15 protein-coding genes are annotated in these 15956 nt (G+C 63.5%); 11 read left to right on the top strand and 4 right to left on the bottom strand.

Annotated elements, in window-relative coordinates; all coding sequences use genetic code 11:
- Positions 1 to 72 precede the first annotated feature (72 nt).
- Together CV102_RS14225 and CV102_RS14220 are read left to right on the top strand one after the other, a co-directional pair.
- Positions 73 to 1875 (top strand): PAS domain S-box protein, encoded by a 1803-nt coding sequence (locus CV102_RS14225; RefSeq protein ID WP_148858672.1) that lies wholly within the window; start codon positions 73 to 75, stop codon positions 1873 to 1875.
- A complete protein-coding gene (locus CV102_RS14220) occupies positions 1872 to 3530 on the top strand; it encodes a sensor histidine kinase (protein ID WP_148858671.1) in 1659 nt (552 codons plus the stop codon). The genes CV102_RS14225 and CV102_RS14220 overlap by 4 nt, the downstream gene beginning before the upstream one ends.
- 12 nt (positions 3531 to 3542) lie before the next feature.
- Here the strand turns inward: CV102_RS14220 and CV102_RS14215 are convergent, their stop codons facing one another.
- Positions 3543 to 4535: an FAD-dependent oxidoreductase gene (locus CV102_RS14215; protein ID WP_267903126.1), complete on the bottom strand. Its 993-nt coding sequence runs from the start codon at positions 4533 to 4535 to the stop codon at positions 3543 to 3545.
- Between the two features lie 467 nt (positions 4536 to 5002).
- Here CV102_RS14215 and CV102_RS14210 point away from each other — a divergent pair, with 467 nt between their 5' ends.
- Genes CV102_RS14210 through CV102_RS14195 form a run of 4 tightly spaced genes read left to right on the top strand, consistent with a single transcriptional unit; the run spans position 5003 to position 6694 of the window.
- Complete coding sequence (locus tag CV102_RS14210; RefSeq protein WP_148858669.1) at positions 5003 to 5416, top strand: carboxymuconolactone decarboxylase family protein; 414 nt, start codon at positions 5003 to 5005, stop codon at positions 5414 to 5416.
- A 14-nt stretch (positions 5417 to 5430) separates the two neighbouring features.
- Positions 5431 to 5604 (top strand): DUF1059 domain-containing protein, encoded by a 174-nt coding sequence (locus tag CV102_RS14205; protein ID WP_148858668.1) that lies wholly within the window; start codon positions 5431 to 5433, stop codon positions 5602 to 5604.
- 15 nt (positions 5605 to 5619) lie between these two features.
- Positions 5620 to 6390, top strand: coding sequence for a methyltransferase domain-containing protein (locus tag CV102_RS14200; protein WP_148858667.1), 771 nt, complete (start codon positions 5620 to 5622; stop codon positions 6388 to 6390).
- A 10-nt stretch (positions 6391 to 6400) separates the two neighbouring features.
- Positions 6401 to 6694, top strand: a complete 294-nt coding sequence (locus CV102_RS14195) for a GYD domain-containing protein (protein WP_148858666.1) — start codon at positions 6401 to 6403, stop codon at positions 6692 to 6694.
- Between the two features lie 602 nt (positions 6695 to 7296).
- Here CV102_RS14195 and CV102_RS14185 read toward each other — a convergent pair.
- Positions 7297 to 7692: a winged helix-turn-helix domain-containing protein gene (locus CV102_RS14185; RefSeq protein WP_148858664.1), complete on the bottom strand. Its 396-nt coding sequence runs from the start codon at positions 7690 to 7692 to the stop codon at positions 7297 to 7299.
- A 147-nt stretch (positions 7693 to 7839) separates the two neighbouring features.
- On the opposite strand from CV102_RS14185, the gene CV102_RS14180 reads away from it, so the two are divergent.
- Complete coding sequence (locus tag CV102_RS14180; protein WP_148858663.1) at positions 7840 to 8424, top strand: response regulator transcription factor; 585 nt, start codon at positions 7840 to 7842, stop codon at positions 8422 to 8424.
- A 22-nt stretch (positions 8425 to 8446) separates the two neighbouring features.
- Here CV102_RS14180 and CV102_RS14175 read toward each other — a convergent pair whose 3' ends face one another.
- Positions 8447 to 10009, bottom strand: a complete 1563-nt coding sequence (locus CV102_RS14175; protein WP_148858662.1) for a bacterio-opsin activator domain-containing protein — start codon at positions 10007 to 10009, stop codon at positions 8447 to 8449.
- A gap of 9 nt (positions 10010 to 10018) precedes the next feature.
- Complete coding sequence (locus CV102_RS14170; RefSeq protein WP_148858661.1) at positions 10019 to 11077, bottom strand: sensor histidine kinase; 1059 nt, start codon at positions 11075 to 11077, stop codon at positions 10019 to 10021.
- A 181-nt stretch (positions 11078 to 11258) separates the two neighbouring features.
- Here CV102_RS14170 and CV102_RS14165 point away from each other — a divergent pair, with 181 nt between their 5' ends.
- The 4 genes from CV102_RS14165 to CV102_RS14150 all read left to right on the top strand — a co-directional run bounded on the left by CV102_RS14165 (position 11259) and on the right by CV102_RS14150 (position 15949).
- Positions 11259 to 11456, top strand: coding sequence for a hypothetical protein (locus CV102_RS14165; protein ID WP_148858660.1), 198 nt, complete (start codon positions 11259 to 11261; stop codon positions 11454 to 11456).
- 60 nt (positions 11457 to 11516) lie between these two features.
- A complete protein-coding gene (locus CV102_RS14160) occupies positions 11517 to 11747 on the top strand; it encodes a Sec-independent protein translocase subunit TatA/TatB (protein ID WP_148858659.1) in 231 nt (76 codons plus the stop codon).
- Between the two features lie 367 nt (positions 11748 to 12114).
- Positions 12115 to 12909, top strand: coding sequence for a helix-turn-helix transcriptional regulator (locus tag CV102_RS14155; RefSeq protein ID WP_148858658.1), 795 nt, complete (start codon positions 12115 to 12117; stop codon positions 12907 to 12909).
- 286 nt (positions 12910 to 13195) lie between these two features.
- Positions 13196 to 15949 carry a PAS domain S-box protein gene (locus tag CV102_RS14150; protein ID WP_187432978.1) on the top strand — a complete coding sequence of 918 codons (2754 nt, stop codon included), beginning with the start codon at positions 13196 to 13198 and terminating at the stop codon, positions 15947 to 15949.
- The last annotated feature ends 7 nt before the right edge of the window (positions 15950 to 15956 follow it).

The following is a 15956-nucleotide window of genomic DNA, read 5'->3' as shown; positions in this document are numbered from 1 at the left end:
ACGATCGGCACTGGAGCGCTCGCCGGGCCGGCGAGACGAAGCCGAACGAGGCGACGGGTTCAGTTCACAGCCATGACCGCGGCGACATCCGTTCTGGGGCTCGGCATCGAACTCGCTGCCGTCGTGCTGACGGGGTATTTCGTCGTCGCGATGTGGAAACGGCGTGCGGAGCCGACCGCACGTCCCCTTCTCGTGGTCGCCGTCACGATGTTCGCCGGTACGGTCGCGCACCTCGCCGTAGTCTATCCCACGCTCGTCGAACGCGCGCTGTCCGCTATGGTCCCGGCGGCGGTGGCGTCCCCGCTCTGGGTAGGAGTTATCCACGTGGTCGTGATTCTCGCCGCCGGGTTCTGGTTTCTCTTCACGCTGCAGTACACCGGCCGCGGCGGCCGGCTCTTCTCGCTCGCCGCTGCGACAGTCGTCCTCGCCTGGGTTCTCGTTCCCGCGATGGCGCGCTTCGGTGAGCTCTCGCCACCCCCCGAAGCGGAGATGGAAACCAGCCTCGAGCTCGCGCTCGGCTTCGGCGCGTTCTTCCTGATCGTGCTGTTGAGCATCGGCGTTCTCCTCGTGCTAACGACGTCGCTCCAACGGAACGCCGTCCGGTTCAGGGAAGGGGTCGCGCTGTCCGCGGGGGCGGCGGTACTCGCACTCGGTCCGCTCACCGCCAACAGCCTCGTCCGGCCGAGCACGGTCCCCGCGACGGTACTGCTCTCCAGCGGGCTGTTCGTCCTCGCGATCCGTCGGTATCCCATTTTCGAGGCCCCGCCCGTCGCACGCATCGCCGGTCGAGACCGACTCATCGAGGAGATGGCGGACGCGGTCGTCGTCGTCGACCGCGAGGAACGGATTCGTGATCTCAACCCCGCGGGCGAGCGCTCGTTCGACACCGAGCGATCGGACGTTCTGGGCGAGCCGCTGGACGCGCTGCTCCCGTCTACGATCGATCTCCCCGAGGTGGCAGGGGCCGACGAGCCGGTGCAGGTTCGGACGGCGGCGGATGCCACACTCGCGGTCACCGCGAACCGTATCACCGACGTCCGGGGTCGATCGTTCGGCTATCTGCTGGTCTGTCGGGACGTGACCGACCGCCAGCGCCGGGAGCGTCGACTCGGCGTGCTCAACCAGCTGCTGACCGGCGCCGTCAGCGACCGAATGGCAGCGGTCGCTGACGAGGCGGCGACGGTCGCGGCGTCCGAACGGGACGCCGACTCCGCCACGGAAGACGCGGACGAGGAGCCGGATCCCGCACGTGTCGGGGCCGAGATTCGTCGAGAAACGACCGCAGTCGTCGACCTCGTCGCCCGGACGCGGGAGATCGAACGTGCGCTGGCCGCGGGTGGTTCCGGCGCGGCCGACGTCGCCTCGGTCGTCCGAACGGTCGCCGTCCCCGCCACCGAGGATGCCGACGTCGACCTCGAGATCGCGATGGACGACGCTCCACCAGCCGCAGCGATAGACGCTGCCGTGCTCGAAGCGATCCTCGAGACGCTGCTCGCGGACGCCCTCGAGCACGGACGGGAAGTCGTCGAACTCGAGGTCGTCGACGGCGACCGAACGCTCGAGATCGCCGTCACCGACGATAGGCCCGTGGACCCGGACGAGGGGGCCACCAGCGCCGAATCCGGCGTCATCGGCAACGACGTCCAGTCTCCGGGCGAACTCTCGGCCGAGATGGCCCGACTGGCGGCACAGCACGTCGGCGGAGACGTTTCGGTTCACGTCCCGGAACCTGGAGTACGGCGGGCCGTACTCGAGGTGCCGACGGCCGACGCCGCCTCGAGCAAGGAAATCGAATCGACTCCCGAGACCGGGGCTGCCGAAGTCGTGGCCGACGGTGAAACCGGGACCGGCCGCGAGGGAGGTGACCGACGGTGACTGATCCGCTGGCGCTCGGGATCGGCGTCGCCGTCGTCTGTACGTTCGGTCTCGTCGCGCTGCTGGCGTTACGCCATCGCGAGCAGCCTGGTGCGGTCCCGTTCGTGGTGCTGACGGCGCTTCTCGCGGTGATGGCGGGCGTCGTCGCGCTCGGACGGGCGGGCATCCTCGCCGACGTCCGAGGCGAGTTCGCGATCTTCGTCCCCTTCGTGTTCGCGTCGCTCGCCTGGCTCGTCCTCGCCTTCGAGTACACCGGCCGGGGCCCGGTCATGACGATTCGTCGTACCGCCGCGCTCGGCGGGTTCGGCGTCGCCGTGATCGGCATTACGGTGTTCGGCCTCGTCGTCCCCGAGTGGCTGTTTTCCGTCTGGGTGCTGGTCGTCAACGTCTTCCAGTTCGCCCTCGTCGCAGCGGCGGGGTACGGCGCGATTCTCGTCGCGCGATCCGCGATCAGTTACGGCGATCTGCCGCTCAGCGGGAGTCTCGTCCTGACGACGGCCGGCGGCGGTCTCACCGCGATCACGATCGTGCAGTTATTCGTTCCAGCCGTTCCCCTCGAGACAGGATTCGACGCGCTGCAGGCACTCCTCGCCGGAACTGCGGTTCTCCTGTTGCTCGCCCAGGTTCGGTACCGCGTCTTCGAGACCGGTCCCAGCGCGGGTCACCTCGCTCGCGAGACCGTTCTCGACGAGATGTCGGCGTCGGTCGCGATCACCGACCGCGACGGGCAGGTGATCGATCTCAACCAGACCGCGGAACGAACCTTCGACGTCGATCGGTCGGAGGCGCTCGGAGAACCGATCGACGACGCGTTCGGTATCGATCCCGACTCGACCGACAGCCAGCCGACGACGATCGAAACGAGCGACGGCCGACGGGAGTTCGTCGTCGACCGGTTGCCGCTTACGAGCCACGGCGGCGACCCGATCGGACGGGCCGTTCTCCTCCGGGACGTGACCGACCGGCGAACCCACGAGCAACGCCTCGAGGTGCTCAACAGGGTGTTGCGACACAACCTCAGGAACGATCTGGACGCTGTTCGCGGGTTCGCCGAAGCGCTCGAGCGGGACGACGAGACCGTCGAACCGGCGGCCCTCGCCGAGCGAATTCATGCGACGGCGAGCGAGGTAGCGGAGCTCGGAACGGCGCTCAGGCGAGCCGAACGGTTTCTCGCCCGGGAGACGGTCGACTCCGAGCCCGTCGACGTGATCGGGATCGCTCGTCGGGTCGCAGCCGACGTGGAAGCGCGGTATCCCGGCGCATCGGTCGCGGTCTCGGCGCCGGATTCGGAGCCCGAACTCAGGCTCCGGACGGACCGACACGTCCTCGAGACGGTGCTCGAAGAGACCGTCGAGAACGCAGTCGAGCACAACGACGCCGCCGACCCGCGCGTGGATCTCGGCATTCGACGGGAGTCGTTCGGGGTCGCGATCGACGTCGCGGACGACGGGCCGGGGATCCCGGATCAGGAACGGACGGTTCTGCTCGAGGGAACGGAGACCCCCCTGCGTCACGGGAGCGGAGTCGGACTCTGGCTGGTGTACTGGGGCGTCACGCGGCTCGGGGGCGACCTCGAGTTTCGCGAGAACGATCCGCGAGGAAGCGTCGTCTCGATCCGGATTCCGGGACCGTCGTTCACGGGGGTTCGGGAGTGACTACCGGGCGGCTCACGCTTCGTTGGGTGTGAGGGCCCGAATTCGCCGTCGGAGCGCCCACTCGACCAGGGGCGTGGCGGAGAGCACCCCGTCCCTGAGCAGGCGAAGCGCTCGAGAGTCCGCGAGGAGGAACGGCTCCATCACGGCCGTGTCGCGCTGGACGGAGCGAACGTCCGCCTCTCGGTCCCGAAAGTACCCCTCGAGTGCCCCCGGAACTGTCGAGGACCGATCGACACGGTCCGCGAGCGTCCGGGCGTCTTCGAACGCAAGCGCGGCGCCCATTCCTGAGATCGGGTGTACCGCGTGGGCGGCGTCGCCGATCAGGGCGATCCGATCGCGGATCCAGCGGTCCATCGTCACCTCCCGCACGTGGTCGGCGAACAGGGGTCCGGTCCTGCGGTCGAGCGTTGCCGGGAGCACCCACCCGAGTTCCTCGAGGACGGTTCGAAGCCGGTCCGCGGTCGGGGCGGGTTCGTCCTCGGACTCGAGTTTCGTCGCGACGTTCACCAGCCCGCGGCCGTCGATTTCCACGAGGATCGCCTCGGTCGCCGGTCCGGATAGACTCGTAATTTCTTCCGGGAACGGGGCCGTCGCCTCGGTCCAGAACGACCACACTCCCGTGTCGACGGGGTCGAGAAACTCGCTGTCGAAACACAGCCGTCGCACGGCCGACCCGACGCCGTCGGCGCCGACGACGAGATCGTAGTCGCGCGTTTCGCCGGTCGACAACTCGACGTCGACAGTGTCGGCGCGTTCGCGGATCGCTTCGACCGTCGTCCCGAACTGAACGCGTTGCTCGGGCACCGTCTCGAGGAGCGCCTCGTGGAGGTCGGCCCGGTGTACGACGACGAATCCGGGTTCAGGTCCGACGTTCGGGAATTCGATCGTCGTATCGACTCTTCCGGAGGCGGTACGAAGCCGGTAGTCGGCACTCGTATTTCCGAGCCGACAGACGCGCTCTCTGACGCCCAGATCGCCGAGCACGTCGAGTCCGTTCGGCCACAGTCCACCGTGAGACGAGCGAGAAATCCTCGCAGATGACGCTCGCGTCCTACACGGACTGAAACCTGCCAGATTGGATTCCCCTCGTAGGGGAAGCCCCGCCGTTCACGGCGGGGAGGATGTCACACTGTAACGAGTGCATGAGTAGCGAGATAATTCCGGGGCGAACGTGATCGTCCGCTATCCGTTTGTTCGAGATGACGGTCCGAGAGAGATTGCCTCGAATACCGAAACGCGTGTTCAGCAACCGTTGGGTCGCGGTGACCCGGCCCCGTGGACGGGTAGTACCGATTTCTCCGCGCACAGCGGGTGACCAGTTTTCACTCTCTGCACAGCAGTCAGTGCCCGCCAGAACGCCAGTAGCTAACTTTTTCCATTCCCGTACTGCCAACTAGAGTGGTGCTTGGTAACAATATTCACTACCGGGCGACCGTAACCGTTCGGGTTCCGATCGAACGGGAGGGAAAACCATGGCTATCCAACAACAACCGTACGACGAAACAATAACAGACATCGAGGAAACGCTCGGACTCGTTCCGGGATACCTAGACGCGGTTCCAGAACAGGAGCTAGTCAACGAGTGGCCGAACATGAAGCGATTCCTCTTCGGGGAAACGGAGATCGACCCGAAAACTCGCGAGTTCGTCGGCCTCGCGATGGCGGCGGCGATCGGCTGTGAGTACTGCAGGCACTTCCACAAAGGTGCCGCAGAGCTCCACGGTGCGACCGAGGAGGAACTCTCGGAGCTGTTCTTCCTGGCGAGTTACACGCCCCGGTACAGCGCGATCCTTCAGGCTCAAGACTACGACATTGACGTCTTCAAAGAAGAAGTCGAGGAGATCGCTACGCACTTGCAAGCGCAGATGACCGCGGAGGACGACTAAGGGGGTGTACACGCATGGCAGACGCACACAAACTCGATTGTGAAGCGGCAGAGGCAGATTGCCGGTTCATCATCCAATCGGAAGACGAAGACGAGGCGCTCGAACTGGCCCAGAGACACATGAAAGAGGTTCACGGAAAGGAGTTCTCGGACGAAGAACTCCGGGAGGAACACCTACAAATCGTCTGACGAGGTGAGCGAAGAATGACAGAAATGCTCGATGTGGAAAAACTCGAACGCGAAGTAAAAGCGGTGTATCGGGACGTTGCCCAGACTCCGGACGAGGAGTATCACTTCGAGATGGGACGGCCGCTCGCGGAACGACTGGGCTATTCGGCAGCCGATCTCGATCGAGTGCCGACGGAAGCGATCGATTCCTTTGCAGGCGTGGGCTACCACTTCGATCTCGCCACCCTTCAGGAAGGGGACGCCGTGCTCGATCTCGGATGCGGGTCCGGGATGGACGTCTTCGTCGCGGCGCTCCACGTCGGCGATTCCGGACGCGTAACCGGTCTGGACATGACCGACGAGCAACTGGAGAAGGCGCGAGAATTACGCGACGCGGCCGGGTTCGAGAACGTTGCCTTCGAACAGGGATACGTCGAAGACCTGCCGTTCGAAGACGAGTCGTTCGACGTTGTGGTATCCAACGGCGTAATCAACCTCTCGGCGGAGAAAGATCGAGTCTTTGCGGAGATAAGCCGCGTACTCAGATCTGACGGGCGATTGGCGCTCTCGGACATTATCAGTGAGCGGCGACTGTCCGAGGGCATCAAAAACGATGCGGATCTCTGGGCGGCGTGTATCGGCGGCGCCGAACAGATCGACGACTACACGGAACTGATCGAGACACCCGGCTTCGAGATCACCGAGGTACGGGATAACACGGAGTACGAGTTCACTTCGGACCAGGCCCAGAGCGCCTGCCAGAAGTACGGCGTGAAGAGCATCTCGCTCGGCGCACGCAAACGCTAACCCAGATAGAATGCCGACGTACGTATTTTTGACCAGATTCACCCAGCAAGGGATCGAAAACGTTCACGACAGTCCTGCTCGGACCGAGGAGGCGAAAGCGATGATCGAGTCGATGGGCGGAACCTGGAGGGACTTTTTCGTCACGATGGGGCGGTACGATGGCCTCGTTATCGCCGATCTTCCGGACGACGAAACGGCGACACGAGCAGCCCTCACGCTCGCCGGCAGCGGCAACGTCACGACTGAGACGCTTCGAGCGTTTCCACTGGACGAATTCCGGGACATCGTCGAACGGATGGCGTGACGTCCATGATGAGACGAAAACATGCTCTTTGCGTAGCACACCTCTCCTCTCGCTGGATCGGTACTGCGTCGAGTTTCGGATATCCACCGATCCGGTAACAGTATGTAACGATCATCTCTGTCGTGCAACTCTCCGAGACGCCTCCGATCGGATTTGCAGCAACGGAAACGGTATTTCGTCGTTCATCGCTCCCGAACCGGCGCCTCTTGCTCTGACTTCTCGCCGGTTAGAGTGTCGACTGTTTCCAGGGCGTTCCCGTATGCGTACATCAAGAAACCGATAACCTCTGGATTGGTCGGTTCGTATCCCAACTCCCGCTCCAATTCCGCCTGGATTTGTTCGAACCGTTCACCTTTTTCGCCGTAGAGTTTGATATGTGTTGGCATATATCCCACGCCACAGTCGAATTTTGTGTCTCGCGCCGTAAAACGCTCTATGCTATTCTAATCGATCTCGAGGACGTTGACTCGACTCTCGAATACGCGTCCTCGGCAAACGGCTCGGATCGAGGCGGTTCGGCAATTCAGAGCGTTCGTCCCCTTCGATCAGTTGATCGTGCTCGCTCGATCTTGCGGTGAGAGAGTGCCAGACGCCTCCGCCAGCTAGCTCCGTTCGGCGGAGTTCAGGTCGATGGTAACTCTGAGTTCGTCGTCGAGTTCCAGGGTCGCACCCTCGAGCACCGCGGTGAACTGTTTGTGGTGGTTCCCGTTCGGGTCGAGAATGGTCTGACTCGTCACGAACCCGATCTCTTCGAGTCGGTTGAGGCGCCGGTACGCGGTCGGTCTCGAAACCGACGCCGCCTCCGCCACTTCCCGCCCGCTCCGCGGTCGTTCGGAGACCGCGTGGAGGACGTTTCGGGTGTGTTCGTCGCCGAGCAGGTCGAACAGCTCCGACGGAGAGACGTCTGGATCGTCTGACCGAGCCCGGTTCACGCCATCAGTGCGACCGGCGGAACCGACGTGGTGGCCGCGGTTCCGCTGGACAAGTTCACTCGCCATGTTTACTACAACGAGCGGCGATCACCTGTGATGGGACGCTAGCTATTCGGATCCTCGCGTCGGGATGATCTAGTAATCCAGACGCGAGCGAAATTGGTAGTCATTTTACGTTTCGCTGCTATACTCACCCGTAGGTGTCGCACTCATATGCCCGAGGCTACGGAGAGCGAGGCGCTGCCGACCGTACTCATCGTCGACGATGAGAAAGAAGTCGCAGACGCCTACGCGCTTCGACTGCGCGGGCTGTGTGACGTCCAGACGGTTTACGACGGCTCCAGCGCGCTCGAACTCCTCGAGGCCGAGGAGATCGACGTCGTCTTGCTCGACCGCCATATGCCTGGGTTGTCCGGCGACGAGGTCCTCGCCGAACTGGACGAGCGCGACTATTACGGTCGAGTGATCATGATCACGGCCATCGACCCCGGCTTCGACGTCCTCGACATGCCGTTCGACGACTACCTCTGCAAGCCGGTCGAGCGCGAAGACGTCAGGACGGCCGTCGAACACCAGTGTTCGATCCTCGGCTACGAGACGCTCGGCGAGTACTTCGCCGTCGAAGCGAAACGCAGCGTTCTCGAGGCCGAACTTCCCGCCTCCGAACTGGAAGCACACGACGAGTACGCCGATCTGAAGCGCCGTGGAAATCAGCTTCGACGGCGGGCCCGACGGCTGCTCGACGATCCTCGCGACCTGTTCGAGACGTTCGACGCCGTCGGACGCGAAGGCCGGTGAGCGTCGTCGGCCGCCGTCCGCGTCACTGCTCTCTCCCGACTTCGGCGTGCTCCTCCGGTTCCGGGTCGAAGAAGGACTCGAGGAGCTTCCGCTGGCCGGCCCGGAGGTGATAGAGCAGCGTCGGTCCCGTGATTCCGAGCGCGCTGGCGACCTCCTCGGCGGTGCTCTCTCGCGGCGACTCGAAGTAATTCGCGAGGAAGGCGGCCCGGAGCGCGTTTTCCTGGTGGTCGGTCAGCCGGTCGTGAAGCTCCTCGCGGAACTCGCGTGCGGTCGTGATCGAGCGCTCCCGTTCGCGCTTGGCGACTACCGCTGCGTCGAACGCGCGGGTCACGACGTCGGCGACGCGACGAACGTCCTCCTCCGGCGGGAGTTCGATCACGACCCGTCCGGATCCGGGCTCGTACTCGGCCGACCGGACCGTCACGCCGCGTGCTGACACGCTCCCGAGCGGCGTCTCCGCGTCGAGCAACACCTCGACGGAGCCGGCGTTTTCGCCGCCGTCGACCACTCGAGCGTGACCGGCCCCGTCCATCGCTGCAAGCGACTCCGCGCACCGTTCGGCTGCGGAATCGACGGAGAGGTAACAGAGGAGCTGTCCGTCGTCTTGCGACACTAGCCCGTCGACCGAGAGGGGAGTCTCGAGTTCGGTCGCCACAGCCACCAGCGGCGTTCCGGGATCGGTGATCTCGAGCGTGAGTTCGACGACCGTATCGGACAGCAGGAGGTTCCGGTGGCGCGTCGCGTTCACCGCGAAGCCGGCCATCTCCCCGAGCGTGCCGAAACTCGCGCGGTCGCGCTCGGAGAACGCGTCCCGGTCGGCCGCGTACACGCCGACGACGCCGTACACGCTCGAGCCGTACGTCAGCGGAATCGCCAGCAACGACTGGAGACCGTCCGCGAACGCCGCGCGCCTGACGGGCTCGGGGACGGACGGCTCCTCGCCGAGCGACTCGACCAGTACGGGGGTCGCCGTCTCGACGGCCTGTTCCTCCGGGAGGGCCGCCGATTCGTCGAGCTGGTCCGTCAGCCGCTCGAGGGTTCGGCCGGTCGTTCCCGATGCGGCCCGAACGACGATCCGATCGCCGCCGAGTTCTCGTTCGCCGACCCAGGCGAACTGGTAGAGGTCGGTCTCGCCCAGCCGTTCGCAGATCGTCTCCGCGATTTCCTCGCGCGTCGACGCCTCGACGAGTTCGTCCAGGACGTCCGAGATGAGCTCGTTGATGACGACGAGGCGATCGAGGTCGCCCCGGAGCCGATCGACCGTCCGTTCTGTCCGCCGGTAGTCGGTCCGATCCTGAAGGTAGAGCGTCGTGGTCTCACCGGCTGGGACGGCCGAAATCTCGAGCCAGCGATCCAGCGTCGGATAGTACTCTTCGACCGAGAACTCGTCGGCGATCGACTCCGCAAACGCTCGCGGAACGGTATCGTCGACCGAGTGAGGGAAGACGTCGCCGACGGCGCGACCCCGAACGGCGTCGGGATCGACCTCGAGGAGCGCGGCCGCCGCGTCGTTGATCGCCGTTACTGTTCCGTCCGTTCGGACGTCGAGTATCCCGATCGGTGCGCGCTCGAATCGTTCGTTCATAGGTTCTCCTCAGTCGTGGTCGCGCGATTCGACGCCGGTGATCTCGAACCGCGCGCCGCCGTCGGCGGAGTCGGTGACGGTGACGGACCACCCGTGTGCCTCGGTGATCCGATCGACGATCGACAGGCCGAGACCAGTCCCGCCGTCGCTCCCCGTGTATCCCGGTTCGAAGATCTTCTTCCGACGGGGTTCGGGAATCCCCGGCCCGTCGTCCGCCACGTAGAAGCCGCCCGACTCGAGGGTCCCGACGGTGACTGTCGGTCCTTCACCGTGGTTCTCGGTGGCGTCGTCGGTCTTCGATGGACTGCTCGTGGAACCGTGTTCCACGCAGTTCCGAAACAAGTTCTCGAAGAGCCGACCGACTCGATCTCGATCGGCGACGATCGTGGGTAACGATCCGTCGATTCGCACCCTCGCGTCCTCCGTCTCGACGGTTTCCCAGGCCGCTTCGGCGGCCGCCTCGAGATCGACTGTGTCGGACGGGGTGATCACGTCCTCGCTGCGGGCCACCGTCAACACGTCTTCGATGATGCGCTCGATCCGGTCGTGTGCCCAGGCGACGTGTTCGAAGTGCTCGTCGTTCCCCGTTTCCCGGCCGGCGCGGAGTCGAGCTTTCGCGACGTCCAGCGGGTTCCGGAGATCGTGGCTGATGACGCTGGCGACGTGATCGATCTCGAGTGGCGTACGCTCGTCGGACGTCTCGAGCGACGGCGTTTCGACGAAGAGCATGTATCCGGCACCGCCGTCCGCGGGCGGTACCGCTCGCACGAAGTATCGCTCACGGGCCTCGGTCTCGTCCGTCGTTCTCTCGACACGAACAGTGCAGCCCTCGTCGTCCAGGAGACATGCAGGAAACGCACGCGTCGAGTCGGGGACGAAGACGTCGACTTCGTCGAAGACGGTCGAGAGGGGTGTTTCAGCGGGAAACACACCGAACGTCGCCTCGAACGAATCGTTCGTCGCCCTGAGTACTGGGCGGTCGTCCGTAACGGCGTAGTTCAGCACGGGATCGTGATACCGCTCGAGCGGGAGCGATCCGACGTCGTCCGCTGTCTTGTCGCCGGTCATGACGATCTGTCGTTTACGCTTCCCCGTCGTTTCCGTCGTCCATCGATAGCTGGCCGACGACGGGCCAGAGACGAGGATTCGTACATAGCCTGTGTACTGTGTTGCTACTGATCGGTCTTAGTGATGCAGTCTAGCTATCCAGATCGTTCTGCGTTCCGGCGTCTCGAATCGGAAGGGGACGATGATGTGGCAGGTTCTCGTCTTCCTCGCGGAGAGTGTCCGCTCGCTGTTCTATCTCGTTCCGACGCTTCGCGACTCGATGGCTCACATCTCCCTGGGAACATCGGTTCCGTCGGCGACGATCGGATTCGTTGTCGCCTCGACAGCGAACGAACGCCGTTCCGTGGAGTTCTTCGGCTTCCACTTAACTGACAGATAGAACCCAGTGCCGGCTGTTCGAGGGAAAAAGCCTACAAGTGTCTCCGGTGGTAGTGAAGACGTGATATCAATCGCACCGCTGTTCGTTCCCATCCCCGGCGGGCCCGAACTGCTGATCATCGTCGGGATTGCCATCCTGCTGTTCGGCGCGCAGAAAATCCCGAAACTCGCCCGGTCCGTCGGCGAATCGGCCGGCGAATTCAAGAAAGGACAGGAGAAAGTCGAACAGGAACTCGACGACATCAGACACGAAGCCGCTGCCGCCGACGCCGACGCGGAGTCCCAGTCGTAGAATATTCCCGTTTTTCTGTTTCGTCGCTGATTGCCCGACTAGCTCTCGCTCGGGTGGCGTGTACTGGCCTTCTCTGCTCGCCTCACCGTCTGTAATCGCGTCGACGCGATCGATACCCTGAGTTACGTCGTTATCTGGTCCGATTCCTGCAAAACGCGTTCTTCGAGCCGCGATCTTTCTGGAAGTAGTGGAACGGGTATACTGTGGTCAGGCACCGCTCGAGTGTGCTCGCCCCTCCGATCGAATGCTGGAGACCGATCGTCGCTACCGGTCAAGACGAGTGGAATTGCCCATTTTTCACCGATACCTTCAAATTCGCTGTCGACTTCCATAGCCATTCTTTATGTGCTAGATGGTACCAGATACCATGGCCGATCCGCTCGACGACATTGCGTTTCTCGCAAACTCGGCCAACCGGGTAGCGGTGCTCGAAGCGCTCACGACGGGGGCTCACCACAGGGACGAACTCAGAGAACGTGTCGATGTCTCCCGGGTAACGCTCGCACGCATCCTCGACGATTTCGAGGATCGGCGGTGGATCGAGCGCACCGGCCAGACGTGTCGAGCAACGCCGCTGGGCGCGTGGGTCTCCGAAGCGTTCGCTGAGTTGCGGGAGACGATGACGAGCGAGCACCGCCTCCGGGAAGTACTGCCCTGGTTCCCGGCCGAGCAGGTGTCGTTCGACGTTCGTTGTCTGCGCGACGCCGACATCGTCACCCCGACGCCGACGAACATGTGGGCGCACGTCCAGCGCGGTGCCGACTGCTTTCGCTCGGCTCAGCGGGCTCGAGTCGTCTCCACTCAGACTGCCCCACCGATCGTCGAAGCGACCAAAACCGCGGTCGAGGAGTACGAGCAACGCTTCGAGGCCGTGCTGACTGCAGCGTTGATCGAAACGGTGGGGAGCAACGCGACGATGGCTCCGCTGTTCGCCGAGTTGCTCGACGCACCGACCGTCGACATCTACGTCTACGAGGACGAACTGCCCGTTACTGTGTTCCTCACTGACGGTACCGTCGGCCTTCCACTGACCGACGACGAAGACATCGCTCGCGCGCTCGTTCTCAGCGAGAACGAGACCGTGTACGACTGGGCTGAATCCACCTTCGAGCAGTACCGCGCCCGGTCGGATCCGGTCGATCCGGATGCGTTCACGGCGTGATATCAGAATCACCGCGGATAGCGGCTGCAGAGGTGAGGACTGTGCAATCCGAGCAACACATGGGACGGTTCACTCTGTGAACGAGGTTCACGGTGTGAAGGATTCTCGTGCGATGAGGTGATATGAATCGGCCGCGAAGGTATTCCACACACCATCCACGAGGTGGCGAAGCAACCGATGATACCGTAACTTCACGATAAAAGGATCTATGTCAGACGCTACCGACCCAGAACCGAACAACCTTCCCCTGCCTCCTCGCTCGGCAGATCCATACTCCGGAGACGTAGTGGCGCCGGTCTCTGACGGACTCGTCTGTCTCGACACCGGCGGGACGATCGTGTTCGTCAATCCGTCTGTCTCCAAACTGCTGGGATACGAGTCCGAGGAGCTACTCGAGCGGCCGATCGATCGCCTCTTTCCGGAAGCGCCACCGGATCCCCTCGGACTCCTCGTCGAGCAGGCGGCCCCCCCTACGGAGAGTCACACTCGCGACGGGCGTAAACTCACGCTCGTCCACCGCGACGGCCACGAGGTGCCGGTTACACTCGACGTGAACGAAATCGAGTACGACCACCAGCGGTTTTTCGTCGCCATACTTCGAGATCGCTCGGGGATCGAAGAGAAACGGCGGTACGAAGCGATCGCGAACACGGTCGACGACGGAATCTATCAACTCGACAAAGATGGAACGTTCGTCGCGGTCAACGACCTGATCGTCGAGGCGACCGGGTACGAACGCGAGCAGCTACTCGGCGCACACGTTTCGCTCCTGCTCGATGACGACACGATCGACCGAATCGAACGGCGAATCCGCGACCTGTTACGGACGGGCGAGGAGTCGACCACGCTCGATCTCGACGTCCGAACGGCGAACGGCGATCTGATCCCGTATGAGCTTCGAATGCGTCTCTTACTGGCGAACGACGAATTCGTGGGAACCGTCGGCGTGGTCCGCGACATCTCCGACCGTCTCGAGCGCGAGCGAGAGGTCAGCCGTCACTCTGCGGTCATCGAGTCGGCGATGGACGGAATGGGGATCTCCGACGAAACCGGCGAACTTCGTTACGTGAACGGCGCGCTCGCCAAACTTCACGGCTACGACGATCCAGAAGACCTCGTCGGAGAATCCTGGCAGGTATTGTTCCCGGACGACGAAGCCAGGCGCCTGGAACGGGAGGTCCTGCCGACCGTGCTGGACCGGGGCTACTGGCGCGGCGAAGCTGTCGGCGAGCGAGCGGACGGCTCGCGGTTCCCACAGGAGCACTCGCTCACTGCTCACGACGACGGGGTCGTCTGCGTCGTCCGCGATATCACCGCACGGAAGGCGCGAGAACACCAGCTCGAGGAACTCAACGAGATCGCCCGCGAGTTGATGAGCGAGGAGACGCACGACGAAATCGCCCAGACCGGCGCCGAAGCGGTCGAGGACGTGCTCGGATTCGAAATCGCGTGCGTTCGCCGCTTCGACGAGAAAGTGAATCAACTCGAACCCGTCGCCCTGACCGATGGGGCTCGAAAGCTCCTCGAGACACAGACCGCCTACGACCTGGAAGCGACGCTCGCCGGCCGCGCGTTCAGAAACGAAGAGCCGCTGATCAACGTGGTCCCGGAGAGCGATTTGCCCGAACCTGTCTCGATGTTCGAGCACTCTAGCGTCCACGTCCCGATCGGATCGTACGGTGTGCTCAGTCTACTCGTCAGCGACGACGAGGAGTTCGACGACAGCGATATCCACCTCACGGAGATGCTGGCGATGGGGATCGGCGCAGCGCTCGCACGGGCGGATCGAACCCGCTTACTTCGGACGCAGGAACGGGAGCTGCGCCAGCAGCACGATCAGTTAGAGACACTGAACCGGATCAACGCCGTCAATACCGAGATCAGCACCAGTCTGGTCGCGGCGACGACTCGCGAGGAACTCGATCGAACGATCTGCGAACACCTGGTGGGTTCGGAGCTCTACCGAAGCGCCTGGATCGGCCACATCGAAGGGAGTGGAGATCGGATCGGAACGGCCGTCGGCGTCGGCGTCGAAGACAGCTATCTCGACACGATCACGAACACGTCGTTCTCGGGAGTCGCCGGTGGGGCCGTCGAACGAGTGATCGAAACGCACGACGTACAGGTCATCCGCCAGTACCAGATCCCCGGGATCAACGGGACGAGCGAGAGCGAGGAAGAGCGCGAGCCCGGCGAGGATATGGAGGCGATCGCGGTGGTTCCGCTGCTGTACGGCGATCGGTTGATCGGCATCCTCGTCCTCAACAGCGTTCGCGACGAGGTCTTCTGTGAGGACGCCATCACCGGCTTCGGATCGCTCGGGAAGATTATTGGATTCGCACAGAACGCGATCAAAAGCCGGGAGCTACTCCTCGCCGACTCGATCGTCGAACTCGAGTTCACCCTGCGCGATCACAGCGTGTTCTACGTCCAGGTGACGGCGGAACTCGACTGTCGCTGCGAGTTCCAGCACGCGGTCCCGATCGAGAACGGGCGGATCATCACCTACGACGTGATCTCCGGTGCCGATCCCGCGACCGTCCTCGAGCTAGCAGAGGACGCACCCTACATCGAACGTGCCCGCGTGGTCTCGAAACAGGACGGAGAATTCGTTCTCCAGACGGTCACGTCGCGTTCGATGGTCCAGTTCGCACTCGAACTGGGAACGACGGTTCAGTCTGCAACGGCCGACGGCGGCGAGGGGACGGTTATCGTCGAGGCGCCACAAGCGGCGGACATTCGCGAGATCGTGACGGCGTTCGAGCGCGAGTTCGACCCGCTCGAGTTCGTCGCGAAGCGTGAGCGAGAACACTCCGTGACGTCCGCCGGCGAGTTCCGTGCCTTCGTCGCGGATCGACTCACGGAGAAACAACGTGCCGCGCTCGAGTCGGCGTACTTTGCCGGCTACTACGACTGGCCGCGAAAGATCACCGCGGAGGAACTCGCCGACTCGATGGAGATCTCCTCGTCGACGCTCCACCAGCATCTCCGGAGAGGCAACTGGTGTCTGCTATCGGCGTTCTTCGAGGATCAACCGTAATCGAACC

Origin of the sequence: Natronococcus pandeyae (genome assembly GCF_008122205.1) — an archaeon.
Taxonomy (GTDB): Archaea; Halobacteriota; Halobacteria; order Halobacteriales; family Natrialbaceae; genus Natronococcus; species Natronococcus pandeyae.
This window is presented reverse-complemented; position numbering and strand designations above follow the sequence as displayed.